This is a genomic window from Candidatus Villigracilis vicinus (genome assembly GCF_016702885.1).
Lineage (GTDB): Bacteria > Chloroflexota > Anaerolineae > Anaerolineales > Villigracilaceae > Villigracilis > Villigracilis vicinus.
On record NZ_JADJDD010000008.1, the window covers coordinates 165,138 to 186,328 of the forward strand.

General features: G+C 49.3%; 20 protein-coding genes. 9 read left to right on the forward strand and 11 right to left on the reverse strand.

Annotation, left to right across the window (positions count from 1 at the left end; all coding sequences use genetic code 11):
• The first annotated feature begins 141 nt into the window (after positions 1-141).
• Positions 142-771 carry a winged helix-turn-helix domain-containing protein gene (locus tag IPG80_RS09115; RefSeq protein WP_345105500.1) on the forward strand — a complete coding sequence of 210 codons (630 nt, stop codon included), beginning with the start codon at positions 142-144 and terminating at the stop codon, positions 769-771.
• The gene (locus tag IPG80_RS09120) at positions 768-2,120 is read left to right on the forward strand and encodes an MFS transporter (RefSeq protein ID WP_345105503.1); all 1,353 of its coding nucleotides are present in this window, start codon (positions 768-770) and stop codon (positions 2,118-2,120) included. Before IPG80_RS09115 ends, IPG80_RS09120 begins: the two co-directional genes overlap by 4 nt.
• A gap of 185 nt (positions 2,121-2,305) precedes the next feature.
• On the opposite strand, the gene IPG80_RS09125 is transcribed toward IPG80_RS09120, so the two are convergent.
• Entirely contained in the window at positions 2,306-3,079 is a 774-nt protein-coding gene (locus tag IPG80_RS09125; RefSeq protein ID WP_345105506.1) for a class I SAM-dependent methyltransferase, read from the reverse strand.
• Positions 3,080-3,117: 38 nt separating this feature from the next.
• On the opposite strand from IPG80_RS09125, the gene IPG80_RS09130 reads away from it, so the two are divergent.
• Positions 3,118-3,450, forward strand: a complete 333-nt coding sequence (locus IPG80_RS09130) for a stress response translation initiation inhibitor YciH (protein ID WP_345105509.1) — start codon at positions 3,118-3,120, stop codon at positions 3,448-3,450.
• An 18-nt stretch (positions 3,451-3,468) separates the two neighbouring features.
• Here the strand turns inward: IPG80_RS09130 and IPG80_RS09135 are convergent, their stop codons facing one another.
• The 10 genes from IPG80_RS09135 to mscL all read right to left on the reverse strand — a co-directional run bounded on the left by IPG80_RS09135 (position 3,469) and on the right by mscL (position 13,111).
• Complete coding sequence (locus tag IPG80_RS09135; RefSeq protein ID WP_345105511.1) at positions 3,469-4,197, reverse strand: hypothetical protein; 729 nt, start codon at positions 4,195-4,197, stop codon at positions 3,469-3,471.
• 83 nt (positions 4,198-4,280) lie between these two features.
• Positions 4,281-5,270 carry a hypothetical protein gene (locus tag IPG80_RS09140; RefSeq protein WP_345105514.1) on the reverse strand — a complete coding sequence of 330 codons (990 nt, stop codon included), beginning with the start codon at positions 5,268-5,270 and terminating at the stop codon, positions 4,281-4,283.
• 60 nt (positions 5,271-5,330) lie between these two features.
• Complete coding sequence (locus tag IPG80_RS09145; protein WP_345105517.1) at positions 5,331-6,086, reverse strand: mechanosensitive ion channel domain-containing protein; 756 nt, start codon at positions 6,084-6,086, stop codon at positions 5,331-5,333.
• 236 nt (positions 6,087-6,322) lie between these two features.
• Positions 6,323-7,501, reverse strand: a complete 1,179-nt coding sequence (locus tag IPG80_RS09150) for a pyridoxal phosphate-dependent aminotransferase (RefSeq protein WP_345105520.1) — start codon at positions 7,499-7,501, stop codon at positions 6,323-6,325.
• A gap of 36 nt (positions 7,502-7,537) precedes the next feature.
• Positions 7,538-7,759 (reverse strand): hypothetical protein, encoded by a 222-nt coding sequence (locus IPG80_RS09155; RefSeq protein WP_345105522.1) that lies wholly within the window; start codon positions 7,757-7,759, stop codon positions 7,538-7,540.
• Between the two features lie 6 nt (positions 7,760-7,765).
• Positions 7,766-8,794 (reverse strand): sugar phosphate nucleotidyltransferase, encoded by a 1,029-nt coding sequence (locus tag IPG80_RS09160; protein WP_345105524.1) that lies wholly within the window; start codon positions 8,792-8,794, stop codon positions 7,766-7,768.
• A 71-nt stretch (positions 8,795-8,865) separates the two neighbouring features.
• Positions 8,866-9,318, reverse strand: a complete 453-nt coding sequence (locus IPG80_RS09165; protein ID WP_345105527.1) for an NUDIX domain-containing protein — start codon at positions 9,316-9,318, stop codon at positions 8,866-8,868.
• The gene (locus tag IPG80_RS09170; protein ID WP_345105530.1) at positions 9,318-10,295 is read right to left on the reverse strand and encodes an aldo/keto reductase; all 978 of its coding nucleotides are present in this window, start codon (positions 10,293-10,295) and stop codon (positions 9,318-9,320) included. Before IPG80_RS09170 ends, IPG80_RS09165 begins: the two co-directional genes overlap by 1 nt.
• A 131-nt stretch (positions 10,296-10,426) precedes the next feature.
• The gene (locus IPG80_RS09175; RefSeq protein WP_345105532.1) at positions 10,427-12,607 is read right to left on the reverse strand and encodes a UvrD-helicase domain-containing protein; all 2,181 of its coding nucleotides are present in this window, start codon (positions 12,605-12,607) and stop codon (positions 10,427-10,429) included.
• 120 nt (positions 12,608-12,727) lie between these two features.
• Positions 12,728-13,111 (reverse strand): large conductance mechanosensitive channel protein MscL, encoded by a 384-nt coding sequence (mscL, locus tag IPG80_RS09180; protein WP_345105535.1) that lies wholly within the window; start codon positions 13,109-13,111, stop codon positions 12,728-12,730.
• 463 nt (positions 13,112-13,574) lie between these two features.
• Between mscL and IPG80_RS09185 the strand changes: the two genes are divergently transcribed.
• From IPG80_RS09185 to IPG80_RS09210, 6 genes are all read left to right on the forward strand, one after another.
• Positions 13,575-16,100, forward strand: a complete 2,526-nt coding sequence (locus IPG80_RS09185) for an ABC transporter substrate-binding protein (protein ID WP_345105538.1) — start codon at positions 13,575-13,577, stop codon at positions 16,098-16,100.
• Positions 16,101-16,338: 238 nt separating this feature from the next.
• A complete protein-coding gene (locus tag IPG80_RS09190) occupies positions 16,339-17,469 on the forward strand; it encodes an ABC transporter permease (RefSeq protein WP_345105540.1) in 1,131 nt (376 codons plus the stop codon).
• The gene (locus tag IPG80_RS09195; RefSeq protein ID WP_345105543.1) at positions 17,469-18,812 is read left to right on the forward strand and encodes an ABC transporter permease; all 1,344 of its coding nucleotides are present in this window, start codon (positions 17,469-17,471) and stop codon (positions 18,810-18,812) included. Before IPG80_RS09190 ends, IPG80_RS09195 begins: the two co-directional genes overlap by 1 nt.
• Positions 18,813-19,775 carry an ABC transporter ATP-binding protein gene (locus tag IPG80_RS09200; protein WP_345105547.1) on the forward strand — a complete coding sequence of 321 codons (963 nt, stop codon included), beginning with the start codon at positions 18,813-18,815 and terminating at the stop codon, positions 19,773-19,775.
• Positions 19,776-19,813: 38 nt separating this feature from the next.
• Positions 19,814-20,800, forward strand: coding sequence for an ABC transporter ATP-binding protein (locus IPG80_RS09205; RefSeq protein WP_345105550.1), 987 nt, complete (start codon positions 19,814-19,816; stop codon positions 20,798-20,800).
• Positions 20,797-21,027, forward strand: a complete 231-nt coding sequence (locus IPG80_RS09210; protein WP_345105553.1) for a hypothetical protein — start codon at positions 20,797-20,799, stop codon at positions 21,025-21,027. Before IPG80_RS09205 ends, IPG80_RS09210 begins: the two co-directional genes overlap by 4 nt.
• The last annotated feature ends 164 nt before the right edge of the window (positions 21,028-21,191 follow it).

The following is a 21,191-nucleotide window of genomic DNA, read 5'->3' on the forward strand; positions in this document are numbered from 1 at the left end:
AGGGCTATGATACCGCCAACCTCCCACTTTTGGGGGTTGGGTGGGCTTGTGATGCCAGATTGGCTCTTGACATTGTTGATAAATATTATAAAATCATGTTTATCGTTAAAAAATATTTTAATGATAAAGGAAAAACTCTCGATGACTAAAAATGCTGATAAGAAACGCTTTCATATCTCTGATTTGGAAACATTACGAGCCATTGCCGACCCGTTGCGGGTGCAGATCATGGAACTACTCGAAGGGCAGGCACTCACCGTCAAACAGGTGGCGGAGAAGCTGGGGCTGGCACCCAGCAAACTTTATTATCATTTTGGCGCTCTTGAAAAATTGGGACTGATCGAAGTGGCTGCCACTCGCATGGTCGCCAACATGCTTGAGAAGACGTACCAGTCTGCTGCAGATAGTTTGGATGTGGACCCGGCTTTATTCAAGTTCTCAAAAGGCGGCGATAACGAGTCAATCAATATCCTGCTTGCTTCCACCATTGATGCCACTCGTGAAGACTTGATGCGCAGTTTGCAGGCGCGGCAATTTCAACTTGATCACGGGGTAGAGGAAAAGCCCCGCCGCATCATCATCAACCGCGTTGTTAGTAATGTTTCCGAAACAAGGATCGAAGAATTTCAAGAACGATTTGTGAAACTTATTCAGGAGTTTGAAGAGGCGGATTCGCTTTCCAAGACTAATGACCAGACTTATGCTTTAACTGTGGCGTTTTATCCGAGCTTTTATTTTGACAAGGCGAGTAAGAAAGGTAAAAAGAAATGAACTCTTTATCTGTAAAAAACACTCCTGTAGAAATGCCGCGTGACATGAAGACCTTTTTTGTTATTTGGAGCGGACAATTGATCTCCATGCTCGGCTCAGGGTTGACAAATTTTGCCCTGGCTGTGTGGATCTATGACAAGACCAGGCAAGCCACGCCTTTTGCGATCACTGTTCTGCTTGGCACTATTCCGCGTGTCTTATTGCTGCCCGTCGCGGGTTCAATAGCTGACCGGTTCAACCGGCGCTTCATTATGATCGCTGCTGATACGCTCAATGCCCTTTTAACCCTGATCATCTTTTTGTTATTAGGCGCCGGGAATTTACAGCTTTGGCATATTTATGTGATCGCCATGCTAGAGTCGGTCTTTGCTGCCTTTCAAGAACCTGCATTTTCCGCATCCATTTCCACCATTGTCCCCAAGGAAAAGCTTGGTAGTGCCAATGGCATGATCCAGATGCGTGAGGCGCTCAGTACAGTGATCACACCTGTTCTTGCGGGGATTTTATTCGTTGCCATTGGTTTCAGCGGCATCATTATGATCGACTTTGTGACCTTCTTCTTTGCAGTGGGGGCGTTGTTATTCGTCCGTATTCCGCAACCGGAACAGACTCAAGAGCACAAAGACAAAAATGTCTGGCAGGATATTGTTTTTGGCTGGAACTACCTGCGTGAACGACAAGGTTTGTTTGGGCTTCTTATTTACTATGCGATGGTTAACTTCCTGCTAAATTGGTCGGCTGTTCTGCTTATCCCGATGGTCTTAAGCCGTTTCACTGCGGACGTCCTTGGAATGATCCAAACAGTGATGGGAGTAGGGATGTTGGTTGGCAGTATCATCATGAGTGCCTGGGGCGGTGCCAGGAAGCGCATTCCGGCTGCGATTGGCTTTATTCTTCTCGGTGTGACCGGGTTTGTCATTGCAGGTTTGCAGCCCAATCCATTCTTGATCGGTGCAGGGATCTTTTTGCTGATGTTCTCTGTTCCATTGGCAAGCGGAAACAGCCAGGTCGTGTTTCAAACAAAGATCCCGCAGGAGATCCAAGGGCGTTCATTTGCTGTGCGTTCAGCGATCACTCAATCCATGATGCCGCTTGCTTTCATTACCGCTGGTCCACTTGCGGATAAATTCTTTGAACCGCTGCTTAAGGATGGCGGTGCCTTGGCAAATACGTTCGTTGGGCAGATTCTGGGCACAGGCGCGGGCCGCGGAATTGGTTTGATGTTTATCCTTTCGGGTCTGGTCGGTATTATTGTCAGTGTGTTTGTGTACCTCAACCCGCGCATCCGCAATTTGGAAGATGAATTGCCGGATGCGTTGCCAACAGATGTCAGTTCATCTCAAACTTAGATGTAGCACCCTAACTTGGTAGAAGCGCAACAATGGACGATGAACCGCGGTCAGCGATCTATCGTCCATTGTGGGTGTCTATAGCTTGTAACTTGATCAACCGCCTGAAAAGCATAGACTTCGGGGAAGCTGAGAAATGATGATATTTTATGTGAAGTAGGTGATTCGCAAGTCAACTTGCATATTCATACCAATTTACAAACCGAAATAATAATAGGGCTATCCTTGGTCAGCGGGCTTTTGTCCCAATTACCATATTGATGCAAAATCTGAAATTCGTTTCGCTCAAGCAGGGCATTCAATTCTTGCGGGAATGTGTATCGAATGGCGATGCGCGTTGCTCGTTCTTTACCTCTATTCTCTTCTTTCCAGCGCCGATATAAATTGTATACCAACACCTGTGCAACGTGGTCGTATACCCGCGTTTCTGTAATGCGGACGGAGTATCCCTTGTCGTTGGTATAGGTCATCCATTCGGTTTCATTCAAGTCGGTGGAACATTCTTCCCAGTTGGGGTTGCGAGTTTCGAAAGCGAAGACACCGCCTATTGCGAGGTGCTTGCGGATGTTTTGTAATAAATCTCGTTGGTCGGCATTGTTTAGGAATGCTTGAAAGGCGTTGCCTGTCATGTAAATGAAGTTGAATTGCTCGTTCAAGTTGAAATTCCTGGCATCGCCTTGAAACCAACGGATCGATAAATTCAACGCTTCTGATTTTTTTTGTGCATGCGTCAGCATGGCGGGGACGATGTCCATGCCGGTCAGGGGAATTCCCTGTAGTGCAAGCGGGATCGCCACCAGCCCTGTCCCGCAGGCAACCTCCAGTACATTCCCTCTAATCTGCTTAGCCAGGTCAGCGTAGAATCGATGGGATGGATTTTCGCCGCCGACTTCTAAATCATAGTTGACCGGATCCATGAATTCGCCAAGGTAATCTTCTTCAATAGTGAACGGTTTCATACGTAAAGTATATCGAGTTTTGTCGCTATAATAGCCCCATGACTAACAATAAAACTGTCTGGTCCTCTTCGGATGGAGACCTTCGCAAGAAAGAACAAAACACATCTCACGCTCGATCCCTGCCGCCGCAACAACAAACGGCTTACTTGCATCGTGAGTCGGGAGGGCGCGGCGGGAAAGTGGTTTCTGTAGTGAAGAACCTTGTTCTCACAGACGATGACCTGAAAGCGCTTGCCAAAATATTGAAGCAGGAGTGCGGTACAGGCGGAACAGTGAAGGATGGCTTGATCGAAATTCAGGGCGAACACCGTCAGCGCATGGCGGAGGTGTTAACTAAGCTGGGGTATAAAGTTAAGATCGCGGGTGGATAAATTTCCGCCCGCTTTGTTTTATGGCTGAGCGATCTGTATTTTCATATTCTCAAAAATGATGTGCTGTTCTACACTGGCGGGTCCTTGATTGGAAAGGGTAAAAGCCACCAGCCCGGAAGCGAGGCTATCATCTTGAATATAGCCAATGAGATAGGTGTTGACGAAGGCTGCGATCTTCCCTCCAACAGCAACCACTTTCAGGTGATTGGGCTGACCAATCTCATTTAACTGCGGGATCGTTACCCAGCCTTGCAAGGGAGTCCACATATCATTACTGCGGGTATCGGCGTAGGCAATTGCTGCTTCATCTCCCCATACTGCCAGCTCGTAGTATTGATAACTTTCCCAATTTTGGTGATTGAAACGGAACATTATGGAATACTGAGCATCAACAGTGGATGCGTCGGTTAAAGTGGCGTCGGTTTCAAAGGTGAAATCGGAGAATTCGTGCCCTTCGCATGGACTGAAGACTCCTCCGCTGACAACAATGTTGAGGGCTTCATTTTCTATAAAAGTTGTATATCCGTCTCCATCCTCGGGAGCAAAGCAATCAGAATAATCGAGCACATTGAATAGCATTTGAGGCGTGGGGGAGAGTGGAATGGTTGTCGGGGTAGGAGTTTCGGTGGGGGAAGGGGTGTCTGCGGCTGGCGGTGTTTCAGTAGATGATGGAGCCGATGGTGCACAAGAGACAAGGAATAATGTAATTACAAAAATTATTGCGATGAAGAATGATTTGTGCTTCATGTGTTTCTCCGTGCGAAAACCGTAAAGATTTAACGACGCACTATTTGTACATGCGCCATTTTATCCAGAGGGCAAGGGTGCTTCTATGGGGTCTGTTTAAGCCAGCCAAGGGTGTAAGGCTGATCGTAGTCTTCTCTGAATGTTTCCATCAGCAGAATACCGTCTTTGTCAACACCAACCGTCTTTATCGTCGTGATCAAGTTGGCTCCGATGCTGTAGGTTAAACTTAAGCTGCTTCCATCCCATGATTGGGAGAAGATATTTACATCTCCAAAGTCACTTGTTGCTGAAGGGACGATATAGACATCGCCCAATTTCTCGATGGTGATGTAGATGTTTCCTTCGCCGTGATTAAGAATCTGATACCAATTTCCCGAATAATCAGGGTTGGGGACTTTTTCCGCTATTGGATATAGCAAAATATCCATAGCCGTGGTTTCGCCGCTTGCCGAGTTGACGATGTTCATCGACGCGTCGAGACGGTACGCCAGATCGCCGCACCCACAGATATCTATTTTCGCTGTTTCTACTGTGGCTACCTCTCCATTGACATCATATACCCAGGTCAGTTTTTCTCCATCCCATGCTTGAGAGATCAACTCGGCGGGACCGAAGTCGCTGGTGATGTCGGTGATCACATAATCTTCGCCCTGCTTTTCCACGGTAAACGTTTCTGCATTCGAATCGAAAAATAACATCCATGTCCTTGCAAGGTGAGGTTCAACTGCCGGAGGTGCGTAAGGCGTTGGAGTAATAAAAACTGTGGGTACTGAGGTAGCTACACTTGTGGATGTTGCCGGGGCGGATATGGCTTTTACAACCGGGGGAGTTTCTATTAAAGGAGCAGAAGCCAGGGCTGAGAAAATGTCAAAGTTCGCCTGCTCAGCTACCGGTGGTGGAGGAAGCGTAGGGAGTTCATATCCCGCCAGTTCTTTATTAAGCCCGGTTGTGAACTTCGCGGGCAATACAATTGAAAAAGCCTCACGCATCTGGGAGGATATGGGATTGTTGGGAACAGTTCCCAGAACATCGGTTGCGATGAGGATGGTTGTCCAAATGAGGATGAAAAGCATCCGCGAAAGTCGATGACGCCGTTTTTTTTTGCTTTCCCTGGTTGACATGGCTTTGCCTGTTTAGTCGCTCAGGTCGATGTTGTTTTGTTTTAGTGCCCGCAGGGTAGCCACCATGAGTCGCGTTTTCTCAGCGTTGTAATCGGGCTGATCCGTTATGAACGCATAAACGAGCAGGTTCATTCTGCCTTCGCTAACGGTTTCGCAAATGACACCCGGTTTGTGAGTATCTTCTGTTATTGTTGAAAAACCTTTGAGACCTTCAAGAATGGCTGCGGTAACTTTTTCAAGATCCTGACTTACAGGGATGGAAATTTGGACTTCGATCTTGTGCTCGGTGCGCTTCGAGTAATTGATGATTGTCCCTGCCACTACATCTGAATTGCGGATGATGATACGGTCTCCATCTTCGTTCAATAAGACGATGTAAGTAAGCGTGATCTCCAATACTTCGCCTTCCTGGTCTGCAATGGAGACGTTATCTCCGATCTGGAAGAGGCGGGTGGCGAATAGTTTTACACCAGTGACGAGGTCAGAAGCGATGTTTTCGGAACCGAGGGAAAGCGCGCCTGTCAGTGCGGTTGCAAGGATGACGACGACGGCAGCTGCACCGGCTACATTGAGCATCCATGTGAGAGTTCCGATGACGATACCGAGCGCCAATAGATTGCCAATGAATCTTCCCCAAGCTTTGCCTGTCATGCGTGAGAGCAGCAGAGACGAAAGTTTGGATACCAAAAAGGCGACCAAAAAGCCGCCAGTCCCGATCAATATTGCATTTAGAATGGAACGTACAAGAGGAGATAATGAATCAAACATGATAGGGCTCCTTGATGTATTCTGTTGTATGTAATGGAAGTGGAACTACATTGTTTATAGCAAACCCTCTTTTGTATTCACAATGACTAAAAGCACCTTATTGACTGCTGTTTGTCTAAACTTGCGATATAGATAATTATCCGGTGCTGAAGTGCAATCCCTATTTTGTAAAAAGGCAAAAAAAGTGGGCAGGTTCAACGCCTGCCCACTTTTTTGCCTTTACTTTATCTTGCAAACTATCCGTGCCTGCTCATGAATCGTTCCATGCGACGCAGGGCTTCTTCGATCTTTTCGTACGAAGTTGCGTAACAAGCGCGGACAAATCCTTCACCGCCCGGTCCAAAAGCGTTGCCTGGCACCACAGCAACACTCTCCTCTCGCAACAAGGCTTCGGCAAATTCCTCGTCATCCATTCCGGAGGCGCGGATATTGGGGAAGGTGTAGAAGGCGCCCTTCGGCTCAAAGGTCGTCAGCCCGAGGCGGTTCAGTCCATCTACCAGCAAGCGGCGGCGGCGGTCATATTCCGCTACCATGTCTTTTACATAGGATTCGCCGGTCTTTAGGGCTTCAATGGCGGCGTCTTGAGCCGTCGTTGGTGCCGACATGATGGTGTACTGATGGACGCGCAGCAAACCCTTCATCAGATCTTCCGGGGCGCAGGCATACCCAATGCGCCAGCCGGTCATGGCGTAGTCTTTGGAAAAACCGCCCAACAGAATCGTGCGCTCTTTCAAGCTGTCACTCAAAGCTGGGAAGCAGACATGTTCAAAGTCATAAACGAGACGGTCATAAATTTCATCGGAGACGATCAGCAGGTTGAATTCTTCGGCGATCTTGCCGATCTCCAGCATCACTTCACGTGGAGCGACAGCCCCTGTTGGGTTGGAAGGATAACCAATGAAAATAACCTTCGTACGCGGTGTGACTGCCTTGCGGATGTCATCCGGGTCAATGGTGAAGTTGTTTTCAATGCGTGCCGGAATTTCCACCGGCACACCACCCGCCAGGATCACTTCGGCTTGGTAGGCAACAAAACATGGAGTGGGAATGATGACCTCATCGCCCGGCTCGAGCACTGCCGTGAACGTAAGGTACAACGCCTCTGAAACACCTACCGTGGCGATCACCTCGTGTACGGGGTCATACTTCACACCATATAGCTTTTGCAAATTTTCAACAACACCTTCGCGTAGTTCCATCTTTCCGGCATTCGAGGTGTAGTGGGTTTCACCATTTTGAAGCGAACGGATGCCCGCATCGAGGATCGGTTTGGGTGTGGTGAAATCCGGTTCGCCGATGCCCAGTGAGATCACATCTTTCATCGTTGCGGCGATATCGAAGAAGCGCCGAATGCCGCTGGGTTTCAACCCTGCCACACGTTGTGAAAGTCTTTGTACCGCCTGATTATCCTGCATCGCGCCTCCTGCGCTCAGCCGCCAAAAGCGACAAAATTAAATAAGTTGTACATGCCAGTCGTTTGATAGCTCCTGGTATGTCAACTCGAAAGCCAGACCGTTCACGGTCGTGACGTAAAAACCTTTTTCACCGGGTCCATGCCAGCGCGAGAAGATCTCAACGATCTCGTATCTGCGCCCTTCCCAAACCAGCGAAAGCGGGCGTTCCGCATATTCTGTGCGACCCAAAGGGTCTGAACGACACTCAACCACTTCCATGCCAACTCACAGAGTGATCGAACTCGTATCCCCAATATTCACCTGCATGACGTGACCATCGCCTCTGCCTTTAACCCTGGCTTGTTTGCCGATCAAAGAGCGATTCAATGCCGCGTCCTTGATCTCACAATCTGCTTCGACGATGGATTCTGAGATCTGGGCATTCTCGATCGTGCAGTTCGCTCCGATCGAAGCGAACGGACCGATCTTGGAATTGCTGATCTTGGCGCTGGCGTGAATGGCAACTGGTTCAACGATCTCAACATTCGAGCCTTCGAACTTGCCAGTGTGCGAACCGAACTTTTCAAGCAGGATCTTGTTCGTATCCAATGTCGCTTCGATGGTACCGGTATCCAACCAGGTGCTGATGCGTTGCGTACGCACTTTTGCGCCGCCTTCGATCATGATGGAAATGGCATCGGTCATGAAATACTCGTTCTTGAGCATCACGCCGCGTTTCATCTGCTCGTCGATTGCAGTAAGCAATTGTGCCGAGTCTTTAAAGTAATAACACCCAACCACCACAAGGTTGTTGTCCAGGCTTTGAGGCTTTTCAATGAAGCGTGTTACCCAACCGTCTGCACCTTCTTCCGCCACCCCAAAACGGCGCGGGTCTTCCACGGGCATCACCCATGCCACGCCATCAGCTTCTTCCTTGGCGAGGAAGGAGAAATCCGTTTCCATCAACGTGTCTGAGAAGCACATGATCATCGGACCTTTGAGGTATTCCCGCGAAAGCCATAGCGCATGAGATTGTCCCTTCATTTCATGCTGGACAACATAGTGAGCTTTGAGGTTGGGATAATTTTCTTTAATGAAAGCAGGCACCTGCAATTCACCGAGATAGGGACCAACAATGAAGATAAACTCCGCATTGTCCGGATCCGGCAGGGTTTTGAACATATCCATCACATGTTCAAGTGATGTTTTGCCAGCCACACTGACGAGTGGCTTGGGTTTGCTCCAGGTATGCGGGCGCATTCGGGTTCCCCAGCCCGCCATGGGAATGACGATCTTGATTGATTCACGGCTCATGGTTACGATTTCCATTTCGTGTTGGATTTTTCATATTATACCCCTTGCATTTTCAAGCTCCCCAAGAAAGCCTACCACTCTCCAAAATTTGAACGATCCATTCCGTTCCGAAATGCCTCCAATAACCGGCGGTGAGATGGGAACATGTTTTCAGGCAGTGCATCCAGCGCAAATTGACGGATCTCGGCAATTTCTCCATCCGATTTGCCAACGATCTTAAAATCCCGGCAGAGAAAAACCGTGGTGTGGTCGGTTTTCCATTGAATGAAACTTGAGAATGTTCCGATTAAAGAGATCTCACCCAATTCTGCGCCGGTCTCTTCACGGGCTTCACGCCGCACGGCCTGATCCAACGTTTCCCATTTTTTGAGTCCGCCGCCCGGCATGAACCAACCGGGCAGATACGTATGTCGGATCAACCAGACCTTCTCGTCTTGCAGCATTAAGATCCGCACCCCAAAACGGATCGGGCGGAAGATGAAGCAGTAAATTTTATAGAAAAAATATAAAGCTTTGAAATACATCAGGAATGCCCCAGCACCGGATGGGGCTGATATTGTTCTTCCAGACGTTTGATCTCATCTTCAGTAAGTTTGATATCAAGTGCCGCAATGGCTTGATCCAAATGCGCCTCCTTGCTGGACCCGATAATGGGGGAGGCGATATAAGGCTTGGATAACACCCAAGCCAACGCAACCTGTGACGAGGTCATGCCGCGTTCTTTGGCTATTTCTTCCGCGCGGTTCGCTACCAGGAAGTCATCTTCGCGACCATAGAGTTCTTTAAAGAAGCCATCGGTCTTGTAGCGTGTGGTTTCGTTTCCACTTTTGCTGTTGCGGGCAAAGAACCCGCGTGCCATTGGGCTCCACGGAATGAGACCCACGCCGGTTTCCACACACAAAGGAATCATTTCACGTTCTTCTTCGCGGTATACAAGGTTGTAGTGATTCTGCATGGACACAAACTTCGTCCAGCCGTTCAACTCGGCTATGTGCTGTGCCTTCATGAACTGCCTCACAAACATGGATGATGCGCCGATATATCTTGCTTTCCCCGCGCGGACAACATCATTCAAGGCTTCCATCGTCTCTTCAATGGGAGTTTCATAATCCCAACGATGGATCTGGTACAAGTCCACGTAATCCATTTGCAGGCGCTTGAGCGAATTATCGATGCCATCCATGATGTGCTTACGCGAGAGTCCACGGTCGTTGATATCTTTGCTCAACTCTCCATTGACTTTGGTGGCAATGATCACGTTTTGACGATTCACCCCAAAGTGCCGCATGAGATTGCCAGTGATGCGTTCGCTTTCCCCAATCGAATACACATCGGCAGTGTCAAAGAAGTTAATACCTGCATCTAGGGCTTTCTTTACAAAAGGCTTGGCTTCTTCTTCCGTCAACACCCATTCGCGCCAAGTTTTTGAGCCATAGGTCATCATGCCAAGGCACAGACGTGAGACTTTCAATCCAGTTTTGCCGAGGTTTACGTATTGCATGGGAGTTCTCCTTCGTCTTCGTCATTGCGGGGAGCGCTCTTGTTCTTTGCGACGAAGCAATCTCATGATTGTGTCATGAGATTGCTTCGGGCGGAAGAGCACCGCCCTCGCAATGACGGATTAAATGATTTTCAAATTTGCCAAACTTGCGGCGAGACGTTTGATGCCAACGGATTCAAAGACCACATCGATGATCTCATCGCCGTCTTGAATATGTGAGTTAAGCACGATGCCATCGCCCCACATTGGGTGGCGGACGCGAGTCCCGGCTTTGTATAAGGCTTGGATGACAGGAGCAGATGGGTCGGAGTCGGCTGCGTCCCCGAAGGGGAAAGCGACCATTTGATGTCGGTCGGTGCGCCGCGCATTGAGCGTCCCGTGCGGGTGCGCCCGACTAGCAAGTCGTGGGGGATGTCATCCATGAAGCGTGAGGGGAAAGTTTCTTCTGCCATGCCGCGCCCGCCGCGTTGAATGGCGCGCAACAGATAAAGGCGATCTTTGGCACGCGTGATGCCGACATAAAAGAGGCGACGCTCTTCTTCCATTTGTTCGGGCTCGTCGAAGGAACGACTGTGCGGAATGATGCCATCGTCGAGACCGACGATGAAAACCGCACCGTATTCAAGACCCTTGGCGGCATGAAGCGTGAGCAGGGTGGGGGCGTTGGCATCGGTGAGCGTATCTTGGTCGGCGATGAGTGCGACGTTTTCAAGGAACTCATCGATCGAGCGAGTGGAATACTCGAGCGCAAGGCGTTTCAACTCTTGCACGTTCTCCCAACGGTCGAGGCTTTCTTCTGAGTCATCTTCAACGATATGGGCTTTGTAATTGATGTCGATGACGATGCGGTCGAAGAGTTCGGCAACGGTGGCGGTCTTTGATAGTGCGTGCCAGTTGGCGAACATGCCGCCAAAGTCCGCGAGCGGCAACGCGGCGCGACCGGTGAATGCTTTATAAAAATTCGATTCTGCACCGTGAGACAGGTTGAGCAGAACCGAACCTGCATTGGTGTTGTTCTGCCTTGCCACTAAATGTAATGTCGTCAGGGTCTTCTCGCCAATGCCACGCGGAGGGACGTTGATGATGCGCGCGAGGGCGGCTTCGTCGGCAGGGTTGTGGGCGAGGCGCAGGAAGGCGATCATGTCCTTGACTTCGCGGCGTCCGTAAAAGCGTTGTGCGCCGACGAGCTTATAAGGAAGGCGCGCCTGTAAAAACGCTTCTTCGAGCAAACGTGACATGGAATTGGTGCGATACATCACCGCGCAATCTTTTGGCTCGAAATCACCAGAAGCAACGAGTTGGGCGATGGTATCTACAACAAAAGAAGCTTCGCCGTAATCGTCACGCGCTTCGTAGAAGAAAACTTTTTCGCCTGCGCCGCGGTCACTGAACAGGCGTTTCTTTTTGCGATTGCTGGCGCGGTCGATCACGCCCATGGCAACATCTAAAATATTTTGATGCGAGCGATAATTTTGCTCAAGCAAAATCGTTTGCGCGTCGGGGAAGTCTTGCTCAAGTCGGCGCACGTTGCGATAGTCCGCGCCGCGCCAGCCATACACCGATTGATCGGGGTCACCGACACAAAAAATATTTTTATGATGCGAAGCAAGATGTTTCACTAGTGCGTATTGTGCAAGGTTTGTGTCTTGAAATTCGTCCACAAGCACGTGACGAAAACGCTGGGCGTATTTGTCGCGCACGGCTGGGTTGTTTTCCATCAACTGGGCGGTGTAGACGAGGATGTCATCAAAGTCCACGGCGTTGCTGGCGATCAGTCGTTTTTGATATTCGGTGTAAACGCGTTTCACCACTTCGTCGCGGTAGGTGTTGATCGGATAATCATCTGGCAGGATCAATTCATTCTTGGCGCGCGAGATCGAAGCATGCACACTCTGCGCGCGATATAACTTTTCATTTAAATTCATCTCGCGAATAATGGACTTGGTCAGGCTTTGCTGGTCATCCGAATCAAAGATGACGAAATTCTGTGCAACCGGCAGATGCTCCGACTCGCGCCGTAGGATCCGCGCACAGATGGAGTGGAACGTTCCGAGCATCATGCCTTCGGTCGCTTGCTCGTTCAAAATGGATTTGACACGCTCGTCCATTTCTTTGGCGGCTTTATTCGTAAAGGTGACTGCGAGGATCTGCCACGGGCGGACGCCTTCGTTGGCAATGAGGTAGGCGATACGCTGAGTTAACACACGCGTCTTTCCGGACCCGGGACCTGCGATGACCAAAACAGGTCCATCTGCCGCTGTGACTGCACTGCGCTGCTGAGGGTTGAGTTTGTTGATGAAGTCTAAGTTCATTGTGGTGACATTATAAATGCTCCGACAGGGACTTAACCCTTATCGGAGCATTTGGGTGAATATTCAGATTGCCGACCACGGTCACCGTCTGCGGTCTGTGGTCGACGGTCAATTAAGGTGTTACGCCTTCAACTCTGAAGTGCAGTTTGGGCAGCGTGTAGCTTTAATGGAAATAGTACTGATGCAATGCGGGCATTCCTTGGTGGTGGGGTCGGCGGGCGCGGGAGCCTTCTTCATGCTGTTGGCAGATTTGATAATGAGGAAGATGACGAAGGCAACGATAAGGAAGTCAACGATGGTTTGGATGAATGCGCCGTACTTGATGACTTCAGCAATGGTCAACTCGCTAAAGTTGACTCCGCCCATGAGCAAGCCGATGGCGGGCATGATGATGTCGTTGACGAGCGAACCGACAATTTTTCCAAATGCACCGCCAATGATAACGCCGACGGCGAGGTCGAGCACGTTGCCGCGCATGATGAATTCTTTGAATTCTTTTAGCATGAAGTTTCTCCTTGATGTCTGTAGTTGCGTTTCAAATTTTATGGCAGGGGAGGGGGATTGTCAACGCAAATGGGATGATGAATGTTGCAGGGTGGAATGGCGAATGGTGAGAGCCAATTTTCGACTTTTACGAGGCTAAATTTGTTGTCATTATTATGTCACGAATATTAGTGAAAATTTGTCAGAAGTTCCACAAAAACAGTTCCCCAGTAGCTTGTAGGGCGTATTTTCAACCAATTTTTAATAAAAAGTATGACTACACAAATTGCTGTGATGGTACCTTTGTTGACTACCCTTTGGATTTAGGTATAATTTGTAGTGTTTCATGTTTAATTAAAAATAGTGCTTTTGCGCACAAATGTTTATGAAGGAGGTGGTGCAGTAGTAGATAATAATATAGTGTAGTTTTGTATTTTTGTCTGTACGTCAAACCTCAAATTTTTCTTCTTGGAGGAGAAAACTAATGTTACGAAATCGATTGTTTGCATTGCTCGGCTTGTTGGTTATCGCCAGCATGGTCCTTGCAGCTTGTGGCGCTCCTGCCGCTACTGAAGAAGCTCCCGCCGCTACTGAAGCCGCGACCGAAGCTCCCACCGCAGAACCCACTGCCCCCCCGACAACCCGTCATGGTGGTTGGTTGGATGAAATCGCCGTTTCTTCTGTAACCGCCGACCAGGCTGTTACTCAGATCACCGCTGGCGCGATCGACATCTACACCCGTGGTGTAGCTTCTGACCGCGTTCAGGAAATCAAGGATGCCGGCGTCTGCTATGCCCAGTCCTATGGTGGTTACTACGACATCCTGTTCAACCCGGCTGTCTTCACCGATACTGCCAAGCTCAACCCGTTTAGCAACCAGAAGATGCGCGAAGCGATGAACTGGCTGGTTGACCGCAACTATATTAACCAGGAAATCTATGGCGGCGGTTCTTTGCCCAAGTACACCGTATTCACCACTCAGTTGGTTGATTACACTGGTGTGATCGAAACCGCTCGTGGTCTCGAAGCTTACTATGCTTACAACTTCGATCAGGCTAAGTCTGTTGTTGACGCTGAAATGGCTGCAATGGGTGCTGAACTCGTTGATGGCAAATGGGCTTTCAATGGCGAACCGATCGTGCTTGCCTTCCTCATCCGCAATGATGGTGATGGCACCCGCTTGAAGATCGGTGACTACTTCTCCGACCAGCTCGAGAAGCTTGGCTTCACCGTGGACCGCCAATACCGCAAATCCTCCGAAGCTTCCCCCATTTGGATCGGCTCCGATCCCAAAGAAGGTCAGTGGCATATCTACACCGCTGGTTGGGTTTCCTCCGGTCTTAACCGTGATGAGAAAACCGGCTTCCAGGATATGTACTTGCCCTCCAGTGGACAGGGCATTCCTCTATTCACCGAAAACGCTTCTGATCCCGCTTTCTTGGAAGTTGGTGATGCTCTCGCCAGCGGCAGCTTCTCATCCCTTGAAGAACGCCGCGACTTGATCTTGGAAGCGCTCCCACTCTCCCTGAAGGATTCCCTCCAGGTTTGGATCATCGACCAGCAGGTCTATTCACCTCATGGCTGTAATGTTGGTGTAACCTACGATCTCGGCTCCGGTATCGAAGCCGCTCAGATGCCGAACTACAACCTTCGCTTCAACGATCAAGAAGGTGGACAGCTTAAGGTCGGTACGAACGACCTGTTCACTGATCCTTGGAATCCCGTTGGTGGTAGCAACTGGGTGTGGGATGGTTTCGTTCAGAAATCCACCTATAGCGGCAGCTTGATGGCTGACCCCTACACCGGTCTGTATTGGCCTCTTCGCGCTGAAGGCGCTGAAGTGACCGTTCAGGCGGGCTTGCCCGTCGGTACCAACACCGATTGGGTTGTCCTCAACACTGCTGACACCATCACCGTTCCTGCTGATGCGTGGGCAAATTGGGATGCAACCACCCAAACCTTCGTTCCCGCTGGTGATGGCGTTACTGCCAAATCCAAGATCGTCATGACCTACCCGGCTGACCTCTATGAAGTCACCAAGTGGCATGATGGTTCGAACCTCTCCGCTGGTGACTTTGTCATGAGAATGATCATGACTTTCGAACAGGCCAAGGCTGAAAGCGCCCTTTACGATGAAGATGTTGTGGGTAACTACGAAGCCTTCCTGAGCACCTTCAAGGGTGTCAAAATCACCTCGACCGACCCGCTCGTGATCGAAACCTACTCCGATAACTTCTACTCTGATGCTGAACTGATCGCCACTCTTGGTGATTGGTGGCCTCAGTATGGTTTTGGCGAAGCCTCTTGGGCCGCCATTGCCATGGGCAATGCCTCTGAAGCTGCTGGCGAAACCGCTTGGGGTGCCGGTAAGGCTGATCGCAATGCCGTGGAATGGACCAGCTTCATTGGTGGACCCAGCCTCGATCTCTTGAACGCTCAGTTGGACACCCTGACTGCTGCCTCCACCGTTCCGTATGAAGCCACTCTCGGTCAATATGTGACTGCTGAAGAAGCTGCTGCCAGGTACACCAATCTCAAGGCATTCTTTGGTGATCATGGTCACTTCTGGGTTGGTACGGGTCCGTACTTCCTTGATTCTGTTGACCTCAATGCCAAGACCTCTTTGGCAAAGAACAACCCCGACTTCCCCGATCTCGCCGACCGCTGGTCCGCTTGGAGCAATCCTCCTTTGGCTGATGCCACTTTGGATGGACCTGCCCAGGTTAAGATCGGTGAAGAGACTGCCTTCTCACTGACCGTGACCAACAAGGCTGGCGATGCGTATCCTACTGCTGATATCAAGCAGGTCAAGTTCCTCGTCTACAATGACAAGGGCGAGACCATCTATGTCGGCGAAGGTGCTGCTGGAGCCGGTGAGGGCGAATACACCCTCACCATCCCTGCGGATGTTAAGTTGCAGGCTGGCGCAGGAAAGATCGAAGCCGCTGTTGTGCTTTACCCGGCTGCGATCCCCGCGTTCTCCTCACTTGAGTTCGTTTCTGCTCCGTAATCGTTAATTTGAAAACACTAGGGGCAAGGGAAACCTTGCCCCTAGTGTTACTTATAAGCGGCGCGTTCTCCAAGCAAGCAGGGTGGTTTTGTGACGAAACTTTCGTCGACCTGATTCGAGAGAAATCTCCGTTTCTAAATTCTGAACTATTTGATACGTATCAAGACCATAACGCTGCAAGTCTCCTTATTTTGCTTGAGCGTTAACCTTTTTATGAAAGAATGAATTGAGGTGCGATATGGCTACCGAAACAATTGCAGCCACGAGCAGTCCAGCTAAGCGAGAGTCGTTTTCCAGCACCACATTAGCGCGTGTCTTACGGTACTCTCTGGTGCGCTTGGTAACTCTTGCCGTCACGGTGGTGATTGGTATTTATTTAACGATCTTGATCGCAAACATGGGGGGCTATGTGGATACGATCATGCGGAACGAGATCCGTGATAACACAACACAATCCATCCTCGCCAACCCTGCCTATAGACAGCTTACCCCTGAAGCGCGCGAAAAGCTGATCCAAGATAAGATCGCGAATGAAGAACGCCGCTTGGGGTTGGACAAACCTTTCATCTCGCGTTCATTCAAGTATTTAATCAACGGTTTGACCCTGAATCTTGGACGCGCCATTAATATGAATAGTGACAGCGGTTCGCGCCAGGTTCGATTGATCCTGCTGGAACGTCTGCCTGCTACACTTCTACTTGCCGGTGTGGCGGATTTGGTCTTGTTCTTTGCGAGTGTTTATCTTGCGCTTGGGCTTTCGCGAAAGTATGGCAGCTTTTTTGATAAATTGATCATTACCTTATCGCCTACTTCCGCTGCTCCCCCCTGGTTTTATGGGATTTTCCTTATTTTGATCTTTGCAGGTGTTTTCCAGATATTACCGTTTGGCGGATTGGTTGATTCGCCTCCGCCTGATACGTCCTTTGGATATGCAATGAGTGTTTTGAAGCACCTGATCTTGCCCGCCTCTTCTATTATTGTTAGCTCTTTCTTTTTGAGCGTTTACAATTGGCGTACATTCTTCCTGATTTATTCAAGTGAAGATTATGTGGAAATGGCAAGAGCCAAGGGACTGACTGCGCGCGATATTGAACGTCAATATATCCTTCGCCCGACCTTGCCAACGATCATCACGAACTTTGCTTTGCTTATTATCGCCATGTGGACCGGTTTTACGATTACTGAAACGGTATTCCTGTGGCCTGGTTTGGGGCGCACCTTGTTCCAGGCGATCGGTTTATACGATACGCCTGTTATCGTTGGATCCACAATTATCTATGCATACTTGTTGGGGATCACGGTCTTTATTCTTGATTTTGTCTACGCATTAGTAGATCCGCGCGTTAAGGTTGGAGATAATAACCAATAATGAATACTCTGACAAAATCGTTCCGTGAACTTTTACGTTACCCATCCGCAGTCCTTGGGCTGCTGACGATCTCATTCCTGTTGGTGGTTTCGGCGTACGCGCTAATTACTATCCCATACAGCGAAGCTACCCGTTTGTGGCGTGGTGGGGAAGATGTTTGGTATCAAAACCCGAAATATGCCGCGCCTGCATGGATGAATTTTTTTAGCAGCGTGAAAAAGCCTGTCTCTTTTGCGGTCAACTCAAAAGATGGCAGTATGACGAAAACAGTGGAAGCGGGTGCTCAGAATACCTCAACCATCACGATCACGCACTCGTTCGATTATCAATATGATGAATTTCCCCAGGAATTGATCTTATATCTGAATGGTACCTATCAGGACAAACTGCCCTTTGCATCTGTTGCCCTGATCACGCCTTCCGGTGACCGGATCCGCATTGGGGATTTCGCAGTTGATCGTGAGCAAACCTTCCGCATTTCGCAGGATGAAAAATTAATGAAGAGACTAAAAACAGATGATATCCTTTTAGCTCTCTTTACTGAACCGAAGAGTGAAAGCACAACACCAGTCAAAGGTGTCTATCAGCTTGAAATCCTAGCAACAACATTTGAAGCGAATTCTGATCTGAATGTGGAATTTGTTATGCATGGTACTTTATACGGTGCGGCGGGTACCGACCAATACCGTCGTGACCTAATGCGTCCGTTACTTTGGGGAACCCCGATCGCGCTGGCATTTGGCTTGCTGGCGGCGGTTGGTACTTCACTAATGACCATGATCATCGCAGCTGTTGGCTCGTGGTATGGCGGCTGGTTGGATGAACTGATCCAGCGCATCACCGAAATTAATCTAGTTCTACCTTTTCTCGCTATTTTGATCATGGTTGGAACTTTCTACTCACGCAGCATTTGGGTCATTCTTGGCGTGACCATTTTGTTGAGTATATTTTCCGGATCGATCAAATCCTATCGTGCGGTTTTCATGCAATCCAAGGTTTCGCCATATATTGAAGCCGCCAGAGCATATGGCACTACAGATAGACGCATTATCTTTAGCTATTTGATCCCGCGCATGATCCCCTTGCTCATTCCGGCGTTGGTATCTTCGGTCCCTTCGTATGTATTTTTGGAGGCTTCGTTGGCGGTGCTCGGTTTGGGAGATCCCGTTCTGCCCACATGGGGCAAAGTCATTGAGAACGCTTTTACAGAAGGCGCCCTTTATCGAGGTTTGTATTATTGGGTACTAGAGCCAGCCGCTTTGTTGATGTTGACTGGTTTGGGGTTTGCCATGCTCGGATTTGCGCTTGATCGTATTTACAATCCAAGATTAAGGGACGTATAGATGTCACAAGATAATAACCTTCTCAATATTGAGGATTTGGTATTGCATTTTAGTACCACGCGCGGCTCTGTCCAGGCAGTGGATAAGGTGAATTTCGGTTTAAACGTTAATCAGGCAGTCGTTGTGCTTGGTGAGTCGGGGTGCGGTAAGAGTTCGTTAGCCAAAGCTATTTTGCGTTTGTTGCCTCGAAACGTTGTTTCTTATTCCGGGCATGTCTATCTGGATGGCAACGATGTGATGCAATTAGATGATGAAGAGTTTCGCCAAAATATCCGTTGGGCATCCATCTCGATGGTTCCGCAAGCAGCCATGAATGCATTGAATCCGGTTATCCGAGTGGGTGACCAGGTGGCAGAACCTGCGGTTATTCATTTGGGAATTAGCAAGGCGGAAGCTGTTTCGCTTGTAAAGAAGATGTTCCAACATGTGGGGGTTCCGGAAGATTTCATCACTCGCTATCCATTCGAGTTGAGCGGTGGGATGCGCCAGCGTGTAGCCATTGCGATGGCATTGGTAACTTCTCCGAGCTTGATCATCCTTGATGAACCAACGTCGGCACTGGATGTACTAACCCAGGCGAGTATCTTCAACGTACTAAAACGCCTCAAATCGGAACTTGGCATCAGTTTTATTCTGATCACTCATGATATTGCCACCTCGAGCGAATTGGCTGACCGTGTGGCGGTCATGTACGCCGGGCAGATCGTGGAAGTGAGTGACGCTCATAAATTCTTTGCAGAACCTCTGCATCCTTACTCGCGCATGTTAATGGCAAGCGTACCGCGCCTGCGTGCTAATGTGGAGCCTGAATTTATTGTTGGTCAACCTCCAAGTCTTTTGAACCCGCCCAGTGGCTGCCGTTTTGCAGACCGTTGTCCCAAGCGGTTCGCAAAGTGTTCTGAAGAACCGCCTGTTGCAAATGTGGACGGCGTTCAGGTCAAGTGTTGGCTTTACACATCCTAGTTTGTGTGGGATAAATTTCAAAACGAGGTCTACAAGACATGACTGACAAACAAAGAGATGTGCTTCTTTCTATTAAAGATTTGCATGTATGGTTCGAGCTCAGGCGTTTTGGTTTCGGCCACGCCGGGTATGTTAAAGCGGTGGATGGTGTAACCTTCGACCTGCATTATGGTGAGACGATCGCTATCGTTGGTGAAAGCGGATGCGGAAAATCCAGTTTGATGAAAACCATTTTGGGTTTGAATAAACCGACCAGCGGCTCAATATCCTTCGACGATCTGGATGTAGGAACCTTGGAAGGTGAACCCCTACGCCTGTACCGTGCCAAGATCGGCTATGTCCAGCAGGATCCTTTTGGGGCGCTGGCGCCTTTTATGAGCGTTCAACGCATTCTTGAGGAGCCTCTGATCATCAACGGTGTAAAAGATCCGGCTGAACGCGAGCGACGGGTTCGCAAGGTGATGGAAGAAGTAAAGCTTACCCCAGCGGATGATTTTCTTCATAAGTTCCCGCATATGTTGAGTGGCGGGCAGCAACAACGTGTTGTGATTGCGCGCGCCATTATCCTTGAGCCGAAGTTGGTTGTAGCGGATGAGCCGGTTTCCATGCTGGATGCTTCTGTGCGTGTGGAGATCCTCAAACTCCTGCGTGGCTTGCAAGAAAAATACAAACTTGCAGTGATCTATATCACTCATGACCTTTCTACAGTGCGCTATTTCTCAGAACGCGTCTTTGTAATGTATGCGGGCAATATTGTAGAAAAAGCGCCAGTGCATTCACTGGTTCACAGCCCCAAGCATCCATATACTGAGGCATTGATGGATGCTACTTCCGACCCGGACGCGAACAATGCCTTGACATTCCGTGAGCTCCCTCCCGGTGAACCACCGAGTTTGGTGAATCCTCCTCCTGGTTGTCGTTTCCATCCGCGCTGCCCCAAGAAGATCGATAACCTTTGTGATGTTGAAGAACCGCATGATCTACAGGCGGATGACCACCTTGTTGCATGCTGGTTGTACAAATGAACATAGTACATCCCGAGCGTTTGATAATCGTTGGGGTGGGGTTGATGCTGTTCGGCTGCATTGCGCCTTTTATGATGGTCATCCATGTCTGGGAGTCTACATTCTTCCTGAACTTCCTGGCTTACACAACCTCTGTGCTGGGAATGGTGCTTGGGTTTATCGGCGTGGCAACGCTGCGTGCCCGGCAAAAAAGCTCGGAAGAAGACGACGAAAACAAATATCGCTAGAGACTTGGCGAAATAAGGCAAAAACCTGCAATTATCATTCGATTTTGCAGGTTTTTGTTATCAGCGCAATCTGGGCTTGACGGGGGAAAATCAGTTTCAGGCTTCGGGAAGGGTGTTTTCGTTTTCCCTACCAGAGAGGGGGGAAAATCTTTAATTCTTTGCTA